The 21284-nt window shown below is 58.7% G+C and carries 15 protein-coding genes and 5 pseudogenes; 9 read left to right on the top strand and 11 right to left on the bottom strand.

Translation table 11 applies throughout. The annotated features are described in order from the left end of the window. Positions 1 to 163 precede the first annotated feature (163 nt). Positions 164 to 478: a helix-turn-helix domain-containing protein gene (locus N7E02_RS05075; protein ID WP_286579083.1), complete on the top strand. Its 315-nt coding sequence runs from the start codon at positions 164 to 166 to the stop codon at positions 476 to 478. Then, the gene (locus N7E02_RS05070) at positions 471 to 1724 is read left to right on the top strand and encodes a type II toxin-antitoxin system HipA family toxin (RefSeq protein WP_286578957.1); all 1254 of its coding nucleotides are present in this window, start codon (positions 471 to 473) and stop codon (positions 1722 to 1724) included. Before N7E02_RS05075 ends, N7E02_RS05070 begins: the two co-directional genes overlap by 8 nt. Before the next feature lie 31 nt (positions 1725 to 1755). On the opposite strand, the gene N7E02_RS05065 is transcribed toward N7E02_RS05070, so the two are convergent. Next, positions 1756 to 2631 carry a recombinase family protein gene (locus N7E02_RS05065; protein ID WP_286578956.1) on the bottom strand — a complete coding sequence of 292 codons (876 nt, stop codon included), beginning with the start codon at positions 2629 to 2631 and terminating at the stop codon, positions 1756 to 1758. A gap of 72 nt (positions 2632 to 2703) precedes the next feature. Here N7E02_RS05065 and N7E02_RS05060 point away from each other — a divergent pair. After that, positions 2704 to 3619 (top strand): annotated as a pseudogene (locus tag N7E02_RS05060) (HNH endonuclease). 69 nt (positions 3620 to 3688) lie between these two features. On the opposite strand, the gene N7E02_RS05055 reads toward N7E02_RS05060, so the two are convergent. After that, positions 3689 to 4618 carry a nucleotidyltransferase and HEPN domain-containing protein gene (locus tag N7E02_RS05055; protein ID WP_286578955.1) on the bottom strand — a complete coding sequence of 310 codons (930 nt, stop codon included), beginning with the start codon at positions 4616 to 4618 and terminating at the stop codon, positions 3689 to 3691. A 616-nt stretch (positions 4619 to 5234) separates the two neighbouring features. On the opposite strand from N7E02_RS05055, the gene N7E02_RS05050 reads away from it, so the two are divergent. Next, positions 5235 to 5480: a hypothetical protein gene (locus N7E02_RS05050; RefSeq protein WP_286578954.1), complete on the top strand. Its 246-nt coding sequence runs from the start codon at positions 5235 to 5237 to the stop codon at positions 5478 to 5480. Positions 5481 to 5969: 489 nt separating this feature from the next. Here N7E02_RS05050 and dhaL (N7E02_RS05045) read toward each other — a convergent pair whose 3' ends face one another. From dhaL (N7E02_RS05045) to N7E02_RS05005, 9 genes and pseudogenes are all read right to left on the bottom strand, one after another. Continuing rightward, positions 5970 to 6608 carry a dihydroxyacetone kinase subunit DhaL gene (gene dhaL, locus N7E02_RS05045; protein WP_286579082.1) on the bottom strand — a complete coding sequence of 213 codons (639 nt, stop codon included), beginning with the start codon at positions 6606 to 6608 and terminating at the stop codon, positions 5970 to 5972. Between the two features lie 42 nt (positions 6609 to 6650). Beyond that, positions 6651 to 7457, bottom strand: coding sequence for a dihydroxyacetone kinase subunit DhaK (locus N7E02_RS05040; protein WP_286579081.1), 807 nt, complete (start codon positions 7455 to 7457; stop codon positions 6651 to 6653). 73 nt (positions 7458 to 7530) lie between these two features. Beyond that, a pseudogene (locus tag N7E02_RS05035) lies at positions 7531 to 8582 on the bottom strand (sugar-binding domain-containing protein); the annotation flags it as partial. Positions 8583 to 8903: 321 nt separating this feature from the next. Continuing rightward, positions 8904 to 9552 (bottom strand): annotated as a pseudogene (gene dhaL, locus N7E02_RS05030) (dihydroxyacetone kinase subunit DhaL). A 10-nt stretch (positions 9553 to 9562) separates the two neighbouring features. Then, a complete protein-coding gene (locus tag N7E02_RS05025) occupies positions 9563 to 10555 on the bottom strand; it encodes a dihydroxyacetone kinase subunit DhaK (protein ID WP_286578953.1) in 993 nt (330 codons plus the stop codon). Positions 10556 to 10564: 9 nt separating this feature from the next. After that, a pseudogene (locus N7E02_RS05020) lies at positions 10565 to 11337 on the bottom strand (SDR family oxidoreductase). 74 nt (positions 11338 to 11411) lie between these two features. Continuing rightward, on the bottom strand, positions 11412 to 12398 hold the full coding sequence (locus N7E02_RS05015; protein ID WP_286578952.1) for a substrate-binding domain-containing protein: 987 nt from the start codon (positions 12396 to 12398) through the stop codon (positions 11412 to 11414). 84 nt (positions 12399 to 12482) lie between these two features. After that, positions 12483 to 13486 (bottom strand): annotated as a pseudogene (locus N7E02_RS05010) (ABC transporter permease). Between the two features lie 55 nt (positions 13487 to 13541). After that, the gene (locus N7E02_RS05005; protein ID WP_286578951.1) at positions 13542 to 15020 is read right to left on the bottom strand and encodes a sugar ABC transporter ATP-binding protein; all 1479 of its coding nucleotides are present in this window, start codon (positions 15018 to 15020) and stop codon (positions 13542 to 13544) included. Positions 15021 to 15414: 394 nt separating this feature from the next. Here N7E02_RS05005 and N7E02_RS05000 point away from each other — a divergent pair, with 394 nt between their 5' ends. From N7E02_RS05000 to N7E02_RS04980, 5 genes are all read left to right on the top strand, one after another. After that, on the top strand, positions 15415 to 16461 hold the full coding sequence (locus N7E02_RS05000; protein ID WP_286578950.1) for an NAD(P)-dependent alcohol dehydrogenase: 1047 nt from the start codon (positions 15415 to 15417) through the stop codon (positions 16459 to 16461). 349 nt (positions 16462 to 16810) lie between these two features. Continuing rightward, complete coding sequence (locus N7E02_RS04995) at positions 16811 to 17695, top strand: helix-turn-helix domain-containing protein (protein WP_286578949.1); 885 nt, start codon at positions 16811 to 16813, stop codon at positions 17693 to 17695. A 107-nt stretch (positions 17696 to 17802) separates the two neighbouring features. Further along, positions 17803 to 18714 carry an ABC transporter substrate-binding protein gene (locus N7E02_RS04990; RefSeq protein WP_286578948.1) on the top strand — a complete coding sequence of 304 codons (912 nt, stop codon included), beginning with the start codon at positions 17803 to 17805 and terminating at the stop codon, positions 18712 to 18714. Positions 18715 to 18782: 68 nt separating this feature from the next. After that, positions 18783 to 20285, top strand: a complete 1503-nt coding sequence (locus N7E02_RS04985; protein ID WP_286578947.1) for a sugar ABC transporter ATP-binding protein — start codon at positions 18783 to 18785, stop codon at positions 20283 to 20285. After that, the gene (locus tag N7E02_RS04980) at positions 20275 to 21261 is read left to right on the top strand and encodes an ABC transporter permease (protein ID WP_286578946.1); all 987 of its coding nucleotides are present in this window, start codon (positions 20275 to 20277) and stop codon (positions 21259 to 21261) included. Before N7E02_RS04985 ends, N7E02_RS04980 begins: the two co-directional genes overlap by 11 nt. Positions 21262 to 21284: the final 23 nt, after the last annotated feature.

The raw sequence follows: 21284 nt of genomic DNA, 5'->3' as shown, positions 1-21284 counted from the left end.
GCATGTACGGTGAGGACGCCTTGCACCGACGTCTACGAATGTTGTAAATGATACATAAATGGATCATTTATTTCGTAATGATTCGTATATGTATCATTTATTTGACTGCAAGGATGATTTTGCTATTGTTCCAATCCCAGGAAGAGCGAACGGGGAAGAAAAAATGGAACGCTCCGAGTCACATGCACTACTGGATATCGGACAGTTGCTGAAGGCTACGCGCAAGGTCAAGCGATTGACCCAAGAGCGGGTCGCCGACATGGCAGGCATATCACGCCCCCGCTATCGCGAGATCGAGGCCGGAAGCAGTTCCGCGCGTACGACGACCCTGATCAACATCGCTCGAGCTCTCGGGCTCGAGCTGATGTTCATCCCGCAGGCGATGGTGCCGGCCGTCGATGCTTTACTGCGGCCGCACGACGATCTCGATGATCTCCCGGCATTCGTTGCAAATCCAGACGGTGAACGTGGTGACTGAGGCTATCTCCAATCCGAGATCAGTCTCGTCGCTTGACGTGCTGCTGAACGACGTGAAGGTCGGCACGATCGTAAGAACGCCGGGTGATTTCAACGCGTTCAGTTTCGAGGATAGCTATCGCGCAACCGGCGGGTTTCCCGTTCTCAGCCTGTCTTTTCGCGCAGCCAGTGGAGGCTTGCGCAAAGACCCGAAGCCTGTTGCCAGAGCCTTGCCGGCGTTCTTCGCCAATCTTCTCCCAGAGGACAAATTGCGCGAGGCGATGGAAAAGCATCACGCCGGTAGCGTTCGCGCCGGGAATGACTTCGACCTGCTCGTCGCGCTCGGTTTGGACCTGCCAGGTGCGGTCCGCGTCGTGCCGAGCGACCGAACGGTTGCTCATCTCGAAGATGTACCCGTTCTCAAACCGAAAGCACGGTTTTCGCTTGCCGGCGTGCAGATGAAGCTCTCGGTCATCAAGAACACGGGGAAGGGCGGCGGCCTGACATTGCCGCTTGGTGATGAGCAGGGTTCCAATATCGCCAAGTTTCCGTCCACTTCATTTCCCGGCGTGTCGGAAAACGAATATGCCAATCTTGCTCTGGCAGAAGCAATCGGCATGGAGGTACCGGAACGCGAACTTGTCGAGCAATCGGAGTTCGAAGGAATTCCAAAAGAGTTCGAGACGCTGTCGGATGGGAAAGTTCTGCTCGTCAAACGCTTCGATCGTGGCACCAATGGTGAGCGGGTCCATATCGAGGACTTCGCCCAGGTCTTCGGCGTCAATCCTTCCCGAAAGTATGAAGGTGCCGCTTATCACGACATTGCCGCGGCCTTGAACGTTGCGGTGTCGTCCGCCGCCGCTCTCGAGTTCGTCCGCCGTTTGGCTCTGGCTGCCATGACGGGCAATGGCGACATGCATCTGAAAAACTGGTCATTGATCTATCGAGGTGATGGCGACAAACCGGATCTTGCACCTGTCTATGACGTTCTCTCGACGATCCCGTACATCCCAGCGGACGCCATGGCTCTGCCGCTCGCCGGCGAGCGTCCTTTCAAAGCATTGAATGCGCAGCGATGGAAAGCTTTCGCCAATCGCGCACGATTGCCGGAAGCCGCAGTTATGAAGGCGGTGGTCGACACGGTCGAACGTGTGGACGAACGCTGGTGGTCGCTGCCGGAACGCGAGGTCGTTCCGGCAAAGGTACTCGAGCGTATGGATGCGCATATCAGGATGATCACACCGATCCTCGGCACGTGTGCAAGCTGAGGATCCGCCGACACAGCGACGAAACTCTATCCTAGCCTGCCCGCCAGTTTTCCTGGCGCATCTTCACGCGTTGCCAGAGGGCGTCGTTAATAATCCGGAGTGACGGCACCTCTTGGACGACATGATGCTCGGCAGCATTCTCGCGTGAGACACGACGCTCGGTTGCGGGATTTTTGCGATAGGCGAGGCGGTTGAAGACGATCCGCCCTATATAGGCCTGATTGTTCAGAATGCCGCTGCCACGATTACGATGACCCCGGATCGCGGTACCTTGCCACGGACGACCGCGTGGGCCGGGTACTCCGCGTGCGTTGAGTTCGTCGGCAATCTTCACCGGACTTAGGCCATCGGCATATCGCTCGAAAATCCAGACGATGGTGGCCGCTTCGTCGGTGTCGATGGATCGCAGCCCGCGTACGGGCTCGCCGTTTCCGTCGAATTCCCGCCTTATCCTGTAACCGTAGCAGATGCCTCTGGGAACCCTTCCATGCTTGGCGACGGTCTTCATACCCTCGCGCGTCCGATAACGAACCTGTTCGAGCATTTCCTGACTGAGCACCGCCCGTAGCCCCAGTTCCATCGATGACACCGAGGCACCACCGTGAACCGTCCAGAGCTCGACATCATGAAACTGCAGGATCTTGAGGATACGGGCGCTGTGCTCCAGATCGCGGGACGGGCGATCAAGCGTGAGGCAGAGAAAAACGTCATATGCTCCAGCACTCGATCTGACCAAGGCAGCTTGCAGGCCCGGCCTCGTATCAAAAGACGAGCCGCTGATACCAGCATCCACGAAAGTGTCGGCCAAATGCCAGCCTTGTCGCAGGACGAAGTCCTTTCCGAGGTCGAGCTGCGTTTCGATCGAGGCGGGGTTTTGTTGATCTGTTGAATAACGCGCGTAAAGCACGACGCGCTTGGGGGCATGCGTAATGACCGATCTCCCTGGTTTGAAACACAGTCATCATGGTAGAGATCGAGTATGGGATTCGGGGTTTTCAGTCACCGCACAGATCTCGATCTACGACGACAGCCCGGCTGAGCAATATCAGTTTCCGAGCCAGTATCTTGGGCGTGTCCAGGCCTGCGTCAGAGACTGGATCATCTATTACGAGCCCCGAAAGGTGGCGGCGACGCGTGGATATTTCGCGGTGGCCAAAGTCTCACAGGTGATTCCGGATCCCAAAGCACCTGGAATGTATCTGGCTTTGATCGAAGCCGGCAGCTATCTCGATTTCGTCAATGCCGTTCCCTTCAGGGGACCAGACGGCGTGATTGAACGGGGCGTGCTGAATGACCAGGGACGAATTTCAGGACGGGCGCAGGCCGCAGTGAGGCCTATCTCAGCAGCGGATTTCAACCGCATTCTCTCAATCGGACTAGCGGAAGATCGACCTGAATTGCCGCGATCCGGGGAAGCGGTTGTGATGTCGCAGCCGGATGGGTTTTCGGACAGTGCGCAGGCTCTCTTTATGTTCGAACAGGAGAGGGCCCGTGTCGTGCAGCTCTCATCACGTATCGTTCGTGATCGCCTGTTCCGTCGGCTGATTTTGCAGGCCTACGACAAGCGATGCGCGATAACGGGCCTGAAGCTGATCAACGGCGGCGGCGGCCGGGCCGAGGTCGATGCTGCCCACATTCGCCCGGTCGAAGCGAATGGTCCGGACATTTTGTCGAACGGCATCGCCTTGTCGGGAACGGCGCACTGGATGTTCGATCGCGGGCTTATCGGCTTGTCGAACGATCTCGAAATTCTTGTCTCACGTCATGCAAACGATCGCGACAGTATCGAGGGTCTCGTCAACAGGACAGGAAGGGCGATCGTGCCAGCAGGTACTCACGAGCGCCCACATCCCCAATTTCTTCAATGGCATCGTGAGAATACCTTCAAACATTAGCATGCCGATGGTTCAGACCCTTTTAAGAGCGTCAGCTGAACCTGCGTTCAATCCTGGGCCGCCTCGCGATTACGCCGCGATCTTCTCGAGCCGAGCCAGATGCTCCTCGCATACAACCTTCACGACTTGCTGAAGGGTAGCGCTTCGCTCAATCAGCCATGCTAGTGCTTCCTCGGAAATCTCGAAGTGCTTGGAGTAACGGGCTTTCACATAGGCTTCGTTCAGGGTGTTATACCAGGCGCGTTCGCGATGCTGATCGCGAGGGAAGGCATCTGCCAGGCGTCGGTCCTGTTCCTCCGCGAGGGACCGGAGAAACTTGATGTTGTGCGACGGCGGGGCGTAGTTAGTCAGGGTCAGCAGCACGCAGGAATAGGCCTGTTCAAGTGACTGATGGAGGCTGAAAGCGGCCCAATTTCTCCAGGCGTTCCCGTCATTTTTTGATTTGCTGAGCTGGAAAACTGCTGTCTCATATATAGTTGCAGCCTCCGCATATCTTTGATGGAAATGCTCGTTCGCGACACGGAGACGATCGTTGGGCATGAGAAGCCCCGGCTCCGCGAGCGGCTCATCATCGAGTTCATAAAGGGTGATGCCTTCCTTCCGGATATCGGAGAAGAAGTACTGGCCTTCCTTGAGGTACGTGTTCACCTCGCGCCTGGAATGCACGATAAAGCTGACTGGTGTCTCGATCGCTTGATCTCGGCTCAGCCGGTCGGCTGCCTTGTGCCAGTACTCGGCGAAATCGCAGAGCTTGCGATTGTTGACGATGACCAGCAGATCGAAGTCGGAACGATAGCCCTTCATCGTGAATGGTTCATCGACCCAACCACCCTTGGCGTACGACCCGAACAGGACGATCTTCACGATCCTGCCGCGTTTCTTGAACTCGGCGGTTCCTTCTTTCAGCGCGTCCTCGAACTCCTCGTGCAGGACTTCCAGAACTCGAGCAAGCTCTCGTTGCTTGCGAAGAGGCATATGATCGAGGGATGTCTTCATCATGGGCGGGGAATATTCCGCGGCTCGAATTCAGATGAACCTATAAATTGGGGCGGTATCCGTGTCATTCTACACGCTGTTAGCGTGAACCACAATTGTAACGTTCGCAAAGCGGCCGAGTTGATCGGCCTGTCTAAGCGGAGCCAAGGACTCAAAGACGTGGACTTCGAGATCGGAGTTGAGTAGCCGGATAAGAAAGATCTAGTTGCAGGACATGATCCTCATCTACATCGCGCATGTGGGCACGGCTGGCTCACAAGATGTATCGGGCCGCTGTTCGAGGCGGTAGTCAGAACTCACGTGATTAAATAGCTTCAGGTCTCGACGATTCAGCGAGTGCTGGAAGAATGGCTGCCCCTCCAGATGTTCGAGGCGGAAGGGCGCGTCGTAGACATCTGCTCCCTCCGGGTTGAATGGCATACCGGGGAAGATGGCCTCAGGTTTTGCAGCCCGGTGCGATAATCAGCTCGCTCACATCGTCAAAACGCAACGGTATAATCTATAAATAACTAGATTTATAAATTCTGTTGATCTCCAGTGTCATCGGAGGTAGGCATGCCCAAAACCCTATCCAATACCATCGCGCTCGGCGCTTCGGCTCGTCATTTCGCTCTCTAGGATGTCGATGGACGCATCGTCTCGCTTGCGAATTTTGACGATAAGCCGGCATTCCGAAACGTTCACACGGTTTCAGAATCTCCTGACCGACATACTGTCTGCTGATCCGGGCGAACTCCTCATCCAGCAGATCGAGGCAAATGCCGTATTCAACGCCAGCGGTTCGGGCCTGGGCATCCTCGCCCTTCTTGCCGATTATGGCGCCGAATTGGCGTGGGAATTCGACGGAGCCAACAACCAACGCTAGACGTACTGAACTGGTCAATTTTGCGGGGCGGCTACCCTCCTTTGACGGCCGTAGAGCGTGGGAGTTGATGTGTCCGCTCGCAAGCTGGCTCGGTCCCGCTGCGAAGAGGAGGGAACATCTTCCCAATGCTTAATCATCGCGGCTCGGTTAGACTGTCGAAGTCCGAGTAAGTGAAGGCTGCTTTCCTTGGGGCATCTAGAAGCGCTTGCAGCGTGACTTTACGAAGTGCGCAAAGCGTGGTGTTGCCGACGATTGTTGACGGAGTTCAGAAGATCACCGACAGAGAATCGAGATGCCGAAAAAACTCTTCTTTAAACATCCGCGGGCAACGCTTAGACCACGACTCAGCTTCATAGGCTACAGCGGTTCGATTCCGGTCAAGAGCCCTGGTCGGGCTGCGATATCATCGATGCTTCTCCCTTGACGTATCGCTTGGCCCCACACCAATTTCATACATGTTGGTGGATATTCTTAAGCTTGAGTGGCTAACTAGACCTTTCCGTCAAAGGTTTCGCGCATCGCCTTGAGGATGACGACTGCGGAAGCTGCGCCCGGATCGATATGTCCAAGCGAGCGTTCGCCCAATCTCGCGGCGCGACCGCGAAGCGCTATCATAGATTGTGTGGCCCTCACACCCAATTCACCTGCTTCGCAGGCGGCGGACCAGATCTGGCCGGGCTCTCCCGATTTCGCCTCTGCTGCGTCGGCCGCGGGCATCCATGCATCCAGCATGGTCTTGTCGCCGCGTAGTCCTTTGCCACGCTGCTGAATACCGAAGGTGATTGCTCTTAGCATTGCCACCTGACCGGCCGCATCAAGAGGTCGTTCCACATCCATCTTATCGGCCGCATTGATGAAGCCGGTCGCGTAAAGAGGACCCGTGGACGCGCCCACAGCATCAAGAAATGTAGCCGCGGCGGCGGCCATTACTTCGGCAGCGGTCATGCTGTCTAGATCACTGCGCGACAGTTCGCTCGCAACAGCGCTGAAGCCAAGAGACATCGTGATGCCATGATCGGCGTCCCCGATCGCCTCATCGAGCTCGGTCAGGTAATCCTTCTCCTTGGCCATAGCATCCGAAATCTTGTTAAACATTCGGCTCAGCAAGCGAGCTTCATTTTCGTGCACCATTACCCTCCCACTATGGCACCCTGACATTACAGACCTGCCTTATCCTATCTTCAAGGCTGCAGTATCGCAGCGATGATGGAGAAGCTCGGTCAACTCATGATCCAAGTGCATGATGGAGATCGAGGCGCCGACCATGTCCAGTGACGTACAGTAGTGACCTATCCAGTTCGCCTCGATCTCAATTCCCTTTGCGTTCAGCCTCTGCTCGACCCGCCTGAACATAATATAGAGTTCCATCAACGGAGTTGCGCCGAAGGAATTTACCAGCACGGCGACCCGATTACCTGAAACGGCGCCCATTTCATGGAAGATGCGGTCGAGAATCTTGTCGGCGATCGCGTCTGCATTCACAATCCTCTCGCGGCTGACGCCACGTTCGCCATGGATGCCCATGCCGAATTCCATCTCTTCCTCACCTATCTCGAAACTCGGGCGACGAGTCTGCGGCATGGAGCCGGCTTCGAGCGCCACGCCGAGTGTAAAGGTGCGGGCGTTGGCCTTGCGCGTAACTGTCTCGCACGCATCGAGGGAAAGGCCGCGATCACAGGCTGCACCGGCGATCTTGAATGTGAAGAAGTTGCCGGCGACACCTCGCCGCCCGTCGCGGTCTTCTGCCGATGACGACGCGACATCATCGGTCGTCAACACCGTGCGTACGGCTATACCCTCGGCCTCCGCCATCTCGGCAGCCATCTCGAAATTCATCACGTCGCCTGCATAGTTTCCGTAGACGAAAAGGACGCCGGCGTCTCCCGAAGCTGCCTTTGCACATTGCAGGATCGGCATGGGGGAGGGGAGGAAAAATATTGCCGACGGCAGCCGCGTCTGCAAGCCCCTTGCCAACATAGCCGAGAAAACAGGGCTCGTGGCCGGAACCACCGCCGATAACGAGACCAACTTTGCCGGGCCTCGGGCCATCCTTCGCAATCAATGCCCGATTGGATTTATTGACAGGCGCAAGATACTTGTGGTGCGCCCTTACGACCCCATCGAGCATCTCCTCGACCACATGATCGGGGTCGTTGAGAAATTTCTTCACCCGACTGCGAGAGCGCGTTCCTTCGAACCTCATATTCTCCGACCGAGGACGTTGCGCCAGCTTCTGGTCGACCACGGTCACGCCATCCGCATTCAGAATGCCGCGTCCGGTCGCAGCATCCGTGATCAGCACGTTGACGAAGCCGCCACGCAATGCGGCGAGAATTGCCGGCACCTTGTCGAAGCCGCCTGCGGCCGCAATGCGCAGATCTACGGACTTCAGCATATCGAGGGACATGGCGATGATGCGTTCATCCAGCGGGCCGGCGACCGGGCGCCCCTGGCCGTCGATGAACCGACCGGATACTGCGCCGACGGCTCCCTTTGCGAGATAGTCCTGCAGCGACACTTCCTCAAAAAAGCCACTCGTATGGATGGTCGAGTTGGGTCGCAGCGAAGAAATGCCAAACAGTGCCTTGTTGGCACCGGAGAGCACGGCGAGCTGATCGGCAATCAATGGCTCCTCAAGCAATGCGTCTCGCACCATTCGAGAAGATACGATCGCGGGCGCGGATATATTGACAAGCCTGCCGCCGACGGCTCCGGCGACGGCCGCTGCGCAAAGCTCCGGCGTGTAGGTGAAGCTCGCACGCGTGCCCCCGCCGCCTGAATGACGGTCACGTCCTGCAGGCCTGAAACGCTTGCAGCCTCGCCTATGGACAGCATCGTACGTCCCCAGGAGACGGCCACCGTATCGCCCGACTTTATAAGCCTGTGCAGGGCTTGGGCGCCGGCTGCACCGATCCGGTCGATCAGCGGTTTCCCCGTTTCCTCGCTGGGAACGACGAGACAGTCGACAAGTCCGAAATGCCGCTTCAATTCCTGCGCGATGGTCAGCGACGCAAGCCTTGCGGGCTCTATGGCGATGTTGACGATGCCGCGTTCGCGGGCTTCGGCGAGATAGCTGTTAACTGTGGCGCGGGAAACGCCCATGACAGAGGCTATATCGCCCTGTGTCAGACCATCCTCGTAGTAGAGCCAACAGGCCCAGACGAGAGGGTCGTCGCCGTATCGCAGAGGCATGCCTTCTGGAGCATGCTCGACATCATTCTTGCCGGCATTCGCCTTACCGAGCGGCTGGGTTTTCATTGGCGCCAATCCGAAACGAGCTCCCGACTGTCAATTCCGGGCCGAGGTATTCAAGCTTTCCGGATGTCCCGGAAAGATGTCGCCATTGGCTACATATTTCAAGCATGCGGTCCGCGGCCTGCCCATATGGACAGGCCGCATCGCCTTGGGAGAAGTTCGGTTCAGTCAGGCGGCCTGCAGCTTGCCGCTCACGCCTGTCGCGATTTGCTTGAGAATCAAGGCGCAGGACGTTGCCCCCGCATCGAGAATACCAAGCGAGCGTTCGCCAAGGCGGCTGGCCCGGCCGATCCTGGCGACGAGGTCGATGGTCGAGATCGCGTCCCTTCTCGGCAGCGTCGGCCATGGCGGCAAGAGCCTCAGCGAAAGGCTTGCCACCGGCTGTCGCTTCATCGAACGCTTCCGTTGCCGGAACGAATGCGTCGATCAGCGTCTTGTCGCCCACTTTGGCAGAGCCGATCGACTGTATGCCGGACAGACCCGCACGCAGCATCTTCGAAAAGAGGGCCGCATCGATGACATCCTTGCCTTCGATCGTTTCGGCAAATTCAGTGAACATCACACCGTAGAGAGGTCCCATCGAACCGCCGATCTCGGTCATGAGCACGGTACCAAGCGTATCAAAGGCGTTCGCCAGCGATACGTCCTGGCCCTTCAGCCGCTCGGCCGCCATGCCGAAACCTTTGGCCATGTTGACGCCGTGATCGCCGTCTCCGATCTTGCCGTCAATCTCACTCAGATAGGCGCGGTTCTCGATGATGCGTTCGGCAAGCGAGGACACAATATCGCCGGCGGAAGCATTGTTGAAAGTCTGCATCGCGCACTCCTTACAGCAGCATGGTGCAACGCGTCTCAAGATCGAGAAGCGGCTTGGTTTCGTCGTCGAGCGCCATGACGGTCAGGGTCGCCCCGACCATTTCCAGTGATGTGAAGTAGTTGCCGATATAGGTCTTGTAGACCTTCAGACCGCGCTTCGTGATCTCGGTCTCGATCGTGTCGTTCAGAATATAAAGTTCGTTGAGCGGCGTCGCGCCGAGACCCGATACAAGGACGGCCACCTCCGTGCCGCTCGGCAGGTCGTGATCGTCGAGGACGATCTTCACCATGTCGCGTGCAACCTCTTCCGCCGTCTTCAGCGGCTCCACGCGCACGCCGGGCTCGCCATGATGGCCGATGCCGACTTCCATCGTGCCGGGTTCGATCTGGAAATTCGGATGTCCCACCGCCGGCAGTGTGCAGGGACCGAGGCCGACGCCGATGGAGCGGCAGCTGTCGATCGCCTTCTGCGCAACGGCGCGGACTTCCTCCAGGCTTCCGCCTTGGGTTGCGCGGGCGCTGCCGATCTTCCACATGAAGATCTCGCCCGCCACGCCACGGCGCTTTTCGCGCTCGGACAAGGGTGCGGAGCAGACGTCGTCGTTGGCGACAACGGTCGCAACTTCGATCCCCTCCTTGGCGGCGAGCTTGGTCGCCATCTTCACATTCATATTGTCGCCGGCATAATTGCCGTAGAGGCATAGAACACCTGCGCCGCCATTGGCTTCGCGGAATGCATCGTGGAAGCTTTTGGCTGTGGGCGACGAGAACAGTTCACCGACCGCGACTGCGTCCAGCATGTTCTTGCCGGTATAGCCCATGAAGGCCGGCTCATGACCCGAACCGCCACCGGTCACAATGCCGACCTTGCCGTTGATGGGCGCATTCTTCGCGACGACGACGCGGGGATTTTCTGCAAGCCGGACGATATCGGGATGGGCTTTGACAAAGCCTTTGACCGTATCTTCGACGACGAGATCAGGATTATTGACGAACCGCTGCATGGGATGTCCTCAGAGAATGGTGTAGCCGCCGTCGATCAGCAGATCGGCGCCGTTGATCATGTCCGCGCCGCTGGAAGCCAGGAAGACGGCGGCGGCTGCGATTTCCTGCGGGTAGGCGAAACGGCCGGTCGGGATACGCTTCTTGGCGTTCTCGCCCTTCTCACCGGCCCAGGCCTTCTTGCCGAGTTCCGTCAGCACGACGGTCGGCGAAATGGTGTTGACGCAAATGCCGTGCTTGCCCCATTCGGCCGCGAATGTCTTCGACATGCCGATAACGCCGAATTTCGACGCGCAATAGGCGACGTGCTCCTCGATGGCGACGGTTCCCGCCTGCGAGCCGAGATTGATGATCTTGCCGCCGTTGCCGGCCGCGATCATCGCCTTACCGACCGCCTGGGAGACGAGGAAGGTGCCCTTGAGGTTGATGTCGATCGTCTTGTCCCAGTAGTCGAGCGGCAGGTCTTCGGCAGGAGCGAGGAAGACGACGCCCGCGCTATTGACCGCGATGTCGATCCGGCCGAAGGCGGCGATGACATCGGCGATCGCCTTGTTGACCGAGGCCGGCTGCGAGACGTCGCAGACGAAGGATTTCGCCGCCCCTCCGAGCGCGACCGCCTTGGCCTGCGCCAGTTCGGGGTTAAGGTCGAGCACCGCGACGGTCGCGCCCTTTTCGGTCAGCGCGTCGCAGATTGCCGCGCCGATGCCGGAAGCAGCACCCGTGACGACGGCAATCTTGCCGGTGAGGGGAAGTTGAGGTCGATCTGGGGGGCAGTATCAGTCATGTCTTCAAGCCTTTGCGACGGAAGCGGAAAGGGCGGCGATGACCGCCCCTTCCTTGGATCGGAAGCAGAGTGAATTACTTGCGGGATTCAAGAAGCTTGTCGGCGTTTTCTGCAGTGACCGGGGTCCATGGCACGAGATAGTCCTTCTCGGCGCCATCGGCCCACTTCATGTCCGGATACTGGGTCCAGATTTCCGATTCAGGCTGATAATCCTTGTTGGCGGCCTTGATGGCGACATCGAGGGCGCCCTGCGCCTGTGCATTGGCATCCTGAAGGATCGAAGCCATTTCGCCGCGCTTGACCGCGTTGATCGCATCGGTCACGCCGTCGACGCCGGCAATCGCGAAGTCTTCGACCTTGAGACCGGCAGCCTTGATGGCCTCAATCGCGCCGAGGGCCATTTCGTCGTTCTGACCGATGATCCCGTTGATCTGGCCCGGATGCGCTGTCAGCCAGTTTTCCATCAGTGTCTGAGCTTCGGCGCGCGACCAGTTGCCGGTCTGCTTTTCCAGAACCTTGACGTCCGGGCATGCTTCCAGCGCCTTCTCGTTGCCTTCGAGACGCTGAATTTGGCCGGACTGGCCGATCGGACCCTCGATAATGACGACATTGCCCTTGCAGCCCATCTTGTCCAGAACGGCCTTGGCTTCGAGCTGGCCAGCCTCCACGTCGTTCGAGCCGACATAGGATGTCAGGAGGTCGGAGTTGACGCGGGCATTGGAGCCGACGACCGGGATGCCGGCGTCATGTGCCATCTGAACGGCAGTCGCGCCGGCTTCGATGTCCATCGGTACGAAAATGATCGCGTCGAACTTCTGCGTGATCATCGTGTTGAACTGTTCCTGCTGGACCAGCGCGTCGTAACGCCCGTCGAATATGGTGACGTCAACCTTACCGTTCTTGACGGCCGGATGCTGCTTCAGCGCGGCAGACCAGATCTGCATGAACTCGGCATTGAGACCATAGGTCGTGGCACCGATCTTCAATTTCTTTTCCTGGGCCATGGCCGGCGCAGAAATCATCGCCGCAGTGGCGACGAGAGCAAGCAAAAGTTTCTTCATTATCTTCTCCTCCTCGGGATGTCCGGTCGCCGTTTTGACGCGCGGTACATGTCGGACCGATCAGTGATCCGAATGGATTTCGGGTCAGAGACCCTGATTGCGTTTCTGGTCCAGCATGACGGCGCCGACGATCAGGGCGCCTTTCAGGACCTGCTGGTAGTAGGATTCGATGCCGAGCAGATCGAGGCCGTTATTCATGACGCCGATGATCAAAGCGCCGATCAGCGTTCCAGTGACACGTCCAACGCCGCCCGAGAGGCTGGTGCCACCGATAACGACAGCTGCAATCGCATCAAGCTCGTAAGCCACGCCGGCCTGTGGCAGGCCGGAGCCGTGCGCGCGGCGAGGATCATGCCGGCAAGTCCTGCGAGCGCTCCGGAGATGCAGTAGACGAGGAACTTGATACGGGTGACGTTGATGCCCGAAGTCACGGCTGCATGCGGATTACCGCCGACGGCATAAATGTAGCGGCCGAAGCGCGTGCGATTGAGCACCCACCAGGAGACGGCGAACACGATTGCGAGCACCACGACCGGCATCGGCACGCCGAGAATGTTGCCGGTACCGAGCCAGCGGAAGTCCGGAATGAGTGCCGGAACCGGCCTGCCGCCGCCGTAGATCAGCGTCAGGCCACGCGCCGCCGACAGCATGCCGAGCGTGGCAACGAAGGCTGGAACGGAGAAGCGCGAGACGATCAGGCCGACGACCATGCCGCAGGCAAGACCGACGAGAACTCCGGTCACGAATGCGATCACGGCAGGGTAGGGGCCGCCTGCGACACCGGCGGTCGCCGATGTGGTTGCGAGGCTGGCGCTGACGATGCCTGCAAGTGCCACGACGGAGCCGACCGAAAGATCGATGCCGCGCGTCAGGATGACGAAGGTCATGCCGATCGCCAATACTCCGTTGATGGAGGTCTGCAGCAGGACGTTCGAAATGTTGCCGGCGGTCAGGAAGTATTCGTTCGATACCGAGAGGATAAATGCCAGCAGCAGGAAGGCGAGAAAGATGCCGTATTCCTGAATGAGCAATCTGCGGTTATCCGAACCGAACCAGGCGGTTGCCGGCTTATTTTCTGTGGCGGACACTGTTCTTACCTCTTCCCATGCCGATCTCGTGTAGAAAAACGGGCGTCAAATCCGATCATGTCGAAAGATGCACGAGCGCTTGTGCGTTGGTTTCAGAGCGCGGATAAATGCCCGTGGAACGGCCATTGCGCATGACGAGGATGCGATCGGACATGCCGAGCACCTCGTCGATTTCCGATGAAATCATCACCACGGTTCCACCGGCCTCGGCGAATTCGCAGATGATGCGGTAGATTTCCCGCTTGGCGCCGACATCGACACCGCGCGTGGGCTCGTCGAGCAACAGCACCTTGGGCTTGCGCAGGAACCACTTGCCCAGCACGACCTTCTGTTGGTTCCCGCCTGACAGGCCCGAGACCGACATCGTGTCGCGCGCAGCCTTGATGGCAAATCTCTCGATCATCTGCTTGCTGGCAGCCTGCTCGCTACGGCGGCTCATGATCAGGTTCGGGCTGAGTTCCGGCAGGCTGGCGAGCGCGATATTGCCTCTGACACTGTCGGAGAGATTAAGGCCCGTCAGCTTGCGATCCTCGGTGACGAAGGCGAGGCCTTCTTCCATCGCGTCCGCCGGCTTGCTCACCTTGATCTGTTTGCCGTCGATCCTGATCTCGCCGCTATCGATGCGGTCGAGTCCGAAAATGCAGTTGAAGATCTCGGAGCGGCCGGAGCCCATGAGGCCATAGATGCCGAAGATCTCGCCTTTGCGAGCCGAAAACGAGATGTCGTCGATCTTGCCGGCCGAGGTCAATCCGCTGACCTTCAACCCGTCGGTTTCGGTCGGAGTGTTGGTCTTGATGTATTCCTCGCTGAGTTCCCGGCCGACGATCATCTTGATCAGGCTGGGGCGATCGATATCGGCGAGGTTGCCGCTGCCGACATAAGAACCGTCGCGGAACACCGTATAGGCGTCAGCGATCTGGAAGATCTCCGACAAACGGTGGGAAACATAGACGATGCCTTTGCCCGCGGCCTTGAGGCGTTCAATGGTCTTGAAGAGCTGCTGCGCTTCCTTTTCGCCGATCGCCGAAGTCGGCTCGTCCATGAAGATCACTTCCGCATCATGACTGAGCGCCTTGGCGATCTCGACCAGCTGCATCTCAGCTACCGAGAGGTTCATCATGAACTGGTTGGGACGGATGCCGAACTCCAGCTGGTCCAGAAGCTTCTGTGCATTCTGGTTCATCGTTTTGAAATCGACGCCGCCGAAACGGCCGGACGGTTCGCGGCCGAGATAGATATTTTCCGCCACGGTCATGTGCGGGACCGGGCTCAATTCCTGCTCGATGATGGCTATGCCCGAGGCTAGCGCGTCCGCGGGCTTGGAGAACTCTACTTCCTGACCGCGCCGGCGAATGGAGCCGGCATCGCGCTGGTGAATGCCCATCAGGATTTTGAGAAAGGTCGACTTGCCGGCGCCATTGCCGCCGCACAGCGCATGCACGGAGCCAGGCGCCAATTTGAAGCGCCCATCGCGCAATGCGGCAACGCCGCCGAAGGTCTTCTTCAGACCTTCCACCTCGAGCAGATATTCCACGTAGATTTCCTCCGACGACCGGACTGTCCGGATGGACAATTGATCGGCCACTTCGACAACCATCACCCTCCAGTGATGTGCATATGACAACTGTCAGTCAGTTTTCGACAAATGTCAACACAGCATCTATCGGTCAGATATATTGCTCATCACGATTGGGGGATCGTTCCATTTTATTATTTAATATCAATTCTCTAAGTTGACTGCCGGCGCTCGCAGAAAGCCTCTGCAATTATGGCAGACGGAGCGATAATGAGCATTGGCATGCTGCAAATCTTGCTGAAGAGCACTTTTCTTTTTCAATTCGGTCGTTATTCCTACGACGATTGAGGCGCTGGATTTGGCGTCACCGCGGCGCGGCAAAACGGCGCCTATCGAGCAGGAGGAACATCCTATGAAAGCCCTGGTACTTGAAGAAAAAGGCGTTCTTGCCCTCAGAGAGATCGACCTCCCGCTCGAGGTCGACCCCTCGGAACTCAAGATCGAAATTCATACGGTTGGCGTCTGCGGCAGCGACGTGCATTACTACACGCATGGCGCAATCGGGCCCTATGTGCTGCGCGAACCGATGGTTCTGGGCCATGAGGCCGCGGGAACCGTGGTTGAGGTCGGCTCGGCCGTTTCGGGCTTCAAGGTCGGCGACAGGGTCTGCATGGAGCCGGGCATACCGGACCTTTCGTCGCGTGCGTCCAAGCTTGGCATCTATAACGTCGACCCCAGCGTCCGTTTCTGGGCGACGCCCCCAATTCATGGCGTCCTTACGCCCTATGTCGTTCATCCGGCCGCATTTACCTACAAACTTCCCGATAACGTCTCCTTCGCGGAAGGAGCGATGGTTGAGCCTTTCGCCATCGGCATGCAGGCCGCCGCACGCGCGCGCATCGCCCCCGGTGATGTCGCCGCGGTAATCGGAAGCGGCCCGATCGGTATCATGGTGGCGCTTGCGGCACTCGCCGGCGGCTGCAGCCGCGTTTTCATCTCGGATTTCAGCGCGCCAAAACTCGCCATCGCGGCACAGTATCCCGGCATCACGCCAATCAATGTCGGAGAAGAGAGCTTCTCGGAGGTTATCGCCAGGGAAACCGACGGCTGGGGGGCAGATGTGGTGTTCGAAGCCAGCGGCAGCCCGAAAGCCTATGACGGAATATTTGACCTCGTCCGCCCGGGTGGGGCGATCGTCATGGTTGGTCTGCCGGTGGAAAAGGTATCATTCGATGTGGCCGGCGTGATTGCTAAGGAAATCCGCATCGAAACGGTCTTCCGCTATGCCAATATCTTCGACCGCGCGCTGCAGCTGATTGCATCCGGCAAGGTGGACCTGAACCCGCTGATTACCGAGACCTTCGATTTCGCCAAAAGCATCGAGGCCTTTGAAAGGGCTGCTGCCGGCAACCCGTCTGACGTCAAGCTGCAGATCCTTATGGGCAACGCCGAGGCTTAGGGAAATCTGGCCAGTTCGCAAAAGCGGCGGCTGGGGAAGCATGTGATCGACAGTCGAGATCATGCGTCCCCGGCCGCCGCTTTTTACGATCTCCTGTTAGGGCTAATCGGTGGCATCACCAATCCGGCATCTGTGTCGGGTTACCCGAAGATTGGCGCGGCTTGTCCGATACCAATTAAGCAGGAACACTCGGCACCCTGAAGGCGTCAAAAAAGTATCAGTTTAATTGATGCCATGATGTGGAAACTCCCAAAAATCAGTGCTTATCTAATGCCATAGCGATGAAATTTGCAACATTGGAGGTTTGCAGATTTTTGCCGCTGATAGTGCGCTCGGAGGAGGAGACGCTGTGCAACCCGACCTGGAACTGGTCCATATTCGCAAGGGCAGATCCTTCGCTGCTTGGACCCATGGCTATCCGTTCCGAACCGTGCGGTGGCACTATCATCCGGAATTCGAAATCCATCTTGTCGTAGCGACCTCTGGGCGCTTCTACATCGGCGACCACATCGGCCGTTTTGAACCCGGCCAGTTGATCATGACCGGCCCCAACCTGCCGCAGAACTGGATCTCCGAAATCGAACCGGACGAGGTCGTCCCGGCACGCTCGCTGGTGATCCAGTTTTCCCAAGATTTCATAGCCGACAGCGTGGCCGCCATGGCGGAGATGGAGGCGATTGCCCCTTTGCTTGAGCGCAGTCATCGCGGCCTGCTTTTCGATATGGCGACCAGCGATGCGGTGCGACCATTGATCCAGCAACTGATCGAGGCGCGCGGATTGAAACGTCTGTCGCTGTTCTGGGAAATACTTGACGTTCTCGCGACAGCCCCGGATCCCGAGGTTCTGGCCAGCCTCAGCTACGAGCTTGACCTTACGAATATCAATGAAAGCGGCATCAACCGCGCCATAGCCCATCTTCGCGAACATCTGACCGACGATATCGACGAGCGCAATCTGGCAGGTCTGGTAGGCCAAAGTCCCAGTTCATTCTCGCGCGCTTTCAAACGCCATACAGGTACGACCCTCGTTCGCTACAAGAACCAGCTTCGGGTGGATCTCGCCTGCCTGGCGCTGACCACCCGCCCCGAGGTCAAGATCGCCGAAATCTGTTACGAAACCGGCTTCTCCAACCTCTCCAATTTCAACCGGCACTTCCAGAAACTCAAGGGAATGTCGCCCTCGCAATTCCGTGCAACTTTTGCGGCGAACGGAGCCTTCAAAGCCGCCGAATAGACGAGACAATCGAAGACCCCCGCTCGGGGAAAACAATTCGGAAAGCATGGTGCTTTCCGGAAACGGGCAGGCTTTGCCTGTCGCCGTCCACAGGGAGGAAGACTGAGATGAAGAAGACATTGACCGCATTGTCGATCGCCGTCGCCGTGCTGACCGCAAGCTCTGCCTTGGCGCAGGAAGGCAAGCTGAAGATCGGCATGACGTTCCAGGAAATGAACAACCCCTATTTCGTCTCGATGAAGGAAGCGCTTGACGAGGCCGCGAAATCTCTCGGTGCCGAGGTCGTTGTCACCGATGCCGCCCACGACGTCGCCAAGCAGATCTCCGACGTCGAGGACATGCTGCAGCAGGATATCGATATCCTGCTTCTCAACCCGACGGATTCCGCCGGCGTGGAGGCCGCGGTCAATGCCGCCAAGGCACAGGATGTCATCGTCGTCGCCGTCGATGCGAATGCCAACGGTCCCGTCGACACATTCGTGGGGTCGAAGAACAAGGATGCCGGTTACCAGTCATGCAAGGCGCTGGGCGAAGCACTGAACGGCGAAGGCGAGGTTGCGATCCTCGACGGCATTCCTGTGGTTCCGATCCTGCAGCGCGTCGAAGGCTGCAAGGAGGCGCTTGCCGAATTCGCCGGGATCAAGCTGGTCGATACGCAGAACGGCCGCCAAGACCGTTCGATCGCGCTTGGCGTCGTGGAAAACATGCTTCAGTCGCGCCCCAACCTGAAGGGCATCTTCTCGGTCAATGACGGCGGCGCCATGGGTGCTCTTGCCGCCATCCAGGGCTCCGGCCGCGATGTGAAGCTGACCTCGGTCGACGGTGCGCCGGAAGCCGTCAAGGCCATCGCCGACGGCACGCCGTTCATCCAGACCACCGCGCAGTTCCCGCGCGACCAGGTGCGCGTTGGCCTCGCCATGGCACTGGCCCAGAAATGGGGCGCCCGTGTCGTGCCGAAGGAAGTGCCGATCGACGTTCGTCCCGTAACGGCCGAAAACGCTGCCGACTTCAGTTGGTAAGCGCCTCCCGAGCGCCCTCGCCCGAAAGGGCGGGGGTTATTTTTCCAGATCGACAACGGGAGGAACGGATGCTTGAGCTCAGAGGCATCAAGAAAAGCTTCGGCCAGATTGAGGTTCTGCATGGCGTGGACCTCACCGTAAACGCAGGCGAGGTCCACGCACTTCTCGGCGAGAACGGCGCCGGAAAATCGACGCTGATGAAAATTCTTTGCGGGCTGATAAAACCCAGCGAAGGGGAGGTCCGGATCGACGGACAGATCCGCCATTTCGGTGACTACAATGAAGCGATCGATGCCGGCGTCGGCGTCGTCTTCCAGGAATTCTCGCTCGTTCCTTATCTCAACGCAGTCGAGAACATGTTCCTCGCACGCGAGTTGTCGAACGGGCTCGGCTTCATGAAGCGTTCCGCCATGTGCAAGCGAGCTGCCGAGATCATGCGGCAGCTCGGCATATCGATAAAGCTCGACGTGCCGATCCGCATGCTGTCCGTCGCCGAGCAGCAATTCGTAGAGATCGCCAAGGCGCTGGCGCTCGATGCCCGCATTCTCGTGCTCGACGAACCAACCGCGACACTGACGCCGGCTGAGGTGGAACACCTGTTCCATGTGATGCGCGGGCTGCGCGCAAAGGGCGTGGCGATCATCTTCATTTCGCATCACCTGGAAGAGATTTTCGAGATCTGCGACCGGATCACCATCCTGCGCGATGGCGAATATGTCGCTTCCTGCGCCGTCAGCGACGTCGATCAGGCACGGCTTGTCGAAATGATGGTCGGCCGGCGGATCGAGAACAACTTTCCCGAAAAGCCGCTCATCCCCGCCGGAGCCGCGACAGTGCTCGACGTCGAAGAAGTACAGCTTGCCAAGGGTGGGCCGGTGTCGAGCTTCGCCCTGCGCGCCGGGGAAATCCTCGGCTTTGCCGGCCTTGTCGGCTCCGGCCGTACGGAAACCGCGCTCGCCATGCTCGGCGCCTATCCCGCCGCGCGCTGCAAATTGCGCATGAACGGCACCGAAATACGCTTTGCCGACCCTTCGGAAGCGCTGGCCGCCGGCATCGGCCTCCTGCCCGAGAGCCGCAAGGAACAGGGACTGATCACCAGTTTCCCGATCCTGCAGAATGTCTCGCTCAACAATTACGGCAAGTATCTTCTCGGCCATTTCTTCATCAACCGCGCCCGCGAGCTTGAGGACACTCGGAAGGCGATGCAGCATGTACGCGTCAAGGCGCCGAGCCCACATGCGCGGGTCGATACGTTGTCAGGCGGCAATCAGCAGAAGGTCGTGATCGCCCGCTGGATCAACCACACGATGAAGGTGCTCATCTTCGATGAACCGACCCGCGGCATCGATGTCGGCGCCAAGGCGGAAATCTATCAGCTCATGCGAAATTTCACCGCCCGGGGCTATTCCATCATCATGATTTCGTCGGAACTGCCGGAAGTCATCGGCATGTCCGACCGGGTCTGCGTGTTCCGTTCAGGAGGGATCGTCGCAACTGTCGAAGGCGATGCGATCACCTCCGAACAGATCATGACCCATGCAACAACCGGGAGGACAAAACATGTCGCATGAAGCGGACGCTATCACCGGTGGCAAGGCGGAGCCGACCGCCGCACCGTTCTGGAAATCGCTCATCCACTCGCCTCTGGCACTGCCATTGGCCGGCCTGATCGCCGTCTCGACCCTGATGGGTTTCGCGTCGGACAATTTCTTTTCCGTTTCGAACATCCTCAATGTGCTCAGACAGGTCTCGATCATCGCCATCCTCGCCGTCGGCATGACCTTCGTCATCCTGACCGGCGGCATCGATCTTTCCGTCGGCGCGCTGATGGCGCTGGCCGGGACGATGGCGGCCGGGCTGATGGTGAATTTCGGCATGCCGGGCTGGGCGGCTCTTCTCGCCGGTGTCGGCATCGCCGTCGGGCTTGGCTTGTTTAACGGGCTGCTGGTGGCCTTCGGCCGCATGCCGGCCATCATCGTCACGCTCGCAACGATGGGCATCGCCCGCGGCGCCGGCCTCATCTATTCCGGCGGCTATCCCATCTCGGGCCTGCCCTCCTGGATCTCTTGGTTCGGCGTCGGTCGCATCGGCATCATTCCGGTTCCCGTCATAGCAATGGTCATCATCTATGCGCTCGCCTGGATACTTCTCGAGCGAACAGCCTTCGGCCGCCATGTCTATGCGATCGGTGGCAACGAGACGGCTGCAAAGCTGTCTGGCGTCAAGACCGGCCGTATAAAGATCGCGGTCTATGTCATTTCCGGCCTAACGGCAGGTCTTGCGGCCATCATCCTGACCGGCCGGCTGATGTCGGGCCAGCCGAATGCCGGTGTCGGGTTCGAGCTGGACGCCATTGCAGCCGTCGTGCTCGGCGGGACGGCGATCGCCGGCGGCCGCGGCCTCATCCTCGGTACGCTGATCGGCGCCATCCTGCTCGGCATCCTCAACAACGGCCTGAACCTGATGGGCATCAACCCCTACCTCCAGGACATCATCCGCGGCTTCATCATTCTGCTCGCCATCTACATCGCCCGCGAATGGCGCTGACCTATCCCTCTATCCATTTTCAA

It is taken from the genome of Terrirhizobium terrae (assembly GCF_030323265.1).
Classification (GTDB): Bacteria; Pseudomonadota; Alphaproteobacteria; order Rhizobiales; family Rhizobiaceae; genus Neorhizobium.
Note: the sequence above shows the minus strand (reverse complement) of the source record. Positions and strands in the feature narration are given on the sequence as shown.

Bases quoted from the DNA above. Each gene is read 5' to 3' on its own strand.
- N7E02_RS05040 (WP_286579081.1), bottom strand. From the start codon at position 7,457: ATGTTGGCAAGGGGCTTGCAGACGCGGCTGCCGTCGGCAATATTTTTC.
- N7E02_RS04980 (WP_286578946.1), top strand. From the start codon at position 20,275: ATGTCGCATGAAGCGGACGCTATCACCGGTGGCAAGGCGGAGCCGACC.
- N7E02_RS05050 (WP_286578954.1), top strand. From the start codon at position 5,235: ATGTCGATGGACGCATCGTCTCGCTTGCGAATTTTGACGATAAGCCGG.
- N7E02_RS05075 (WP_286579083.1), top strand. From the start codon at position 164: ATGGAACGCTCCGAGTCACATGCACTACTGGATATCGGACAGTTGCTG.
- N7E02_RS05015 (WP_286578952.1), bottom strand. From the start codon at position 12,398: ATGAAGAAACTTTTGCTTGCTCTCGTCGCCACTGCGGCGATGATTTCT.
- N7E02_RS05025 (WP_286578953.1), bottom strand. From the start codon at position 10,555: ATGCAGCGGTTCGTCAATAATCCTGATCTCGTCGTCGAAGATACGGTC.
- N7E02_RS04990 (WP_286578948.1), top strand. From the start codon at position 17,803: ATGAAGAAGACATTGACCGCATTGTCGATCGCCGTCGCCGTGCTGACC.
- N7E02_RS04985 (WP_286578947.1), top strand. From the start codon at position 18,783: ATGCTTGAGCTCAGAGGCATCAAGAAAAGCTTCGGCCAGATTGAGGTT.
- N7E02_RS05000 (WP_286578950.1), top strand. From the start codon at position 15,415: ATGAAAGCCCTGGTACTTGAAGAAAAAGGCGTTCTTGCCCTCAGAGAG.
- N7E02_RS05055 (WP_286578955.1), bottom strand. From the start codon at position 4,618: ATGATGAAGACATCCCTCGATCATATGCCTCTTCGCAAGCAACGAGAG.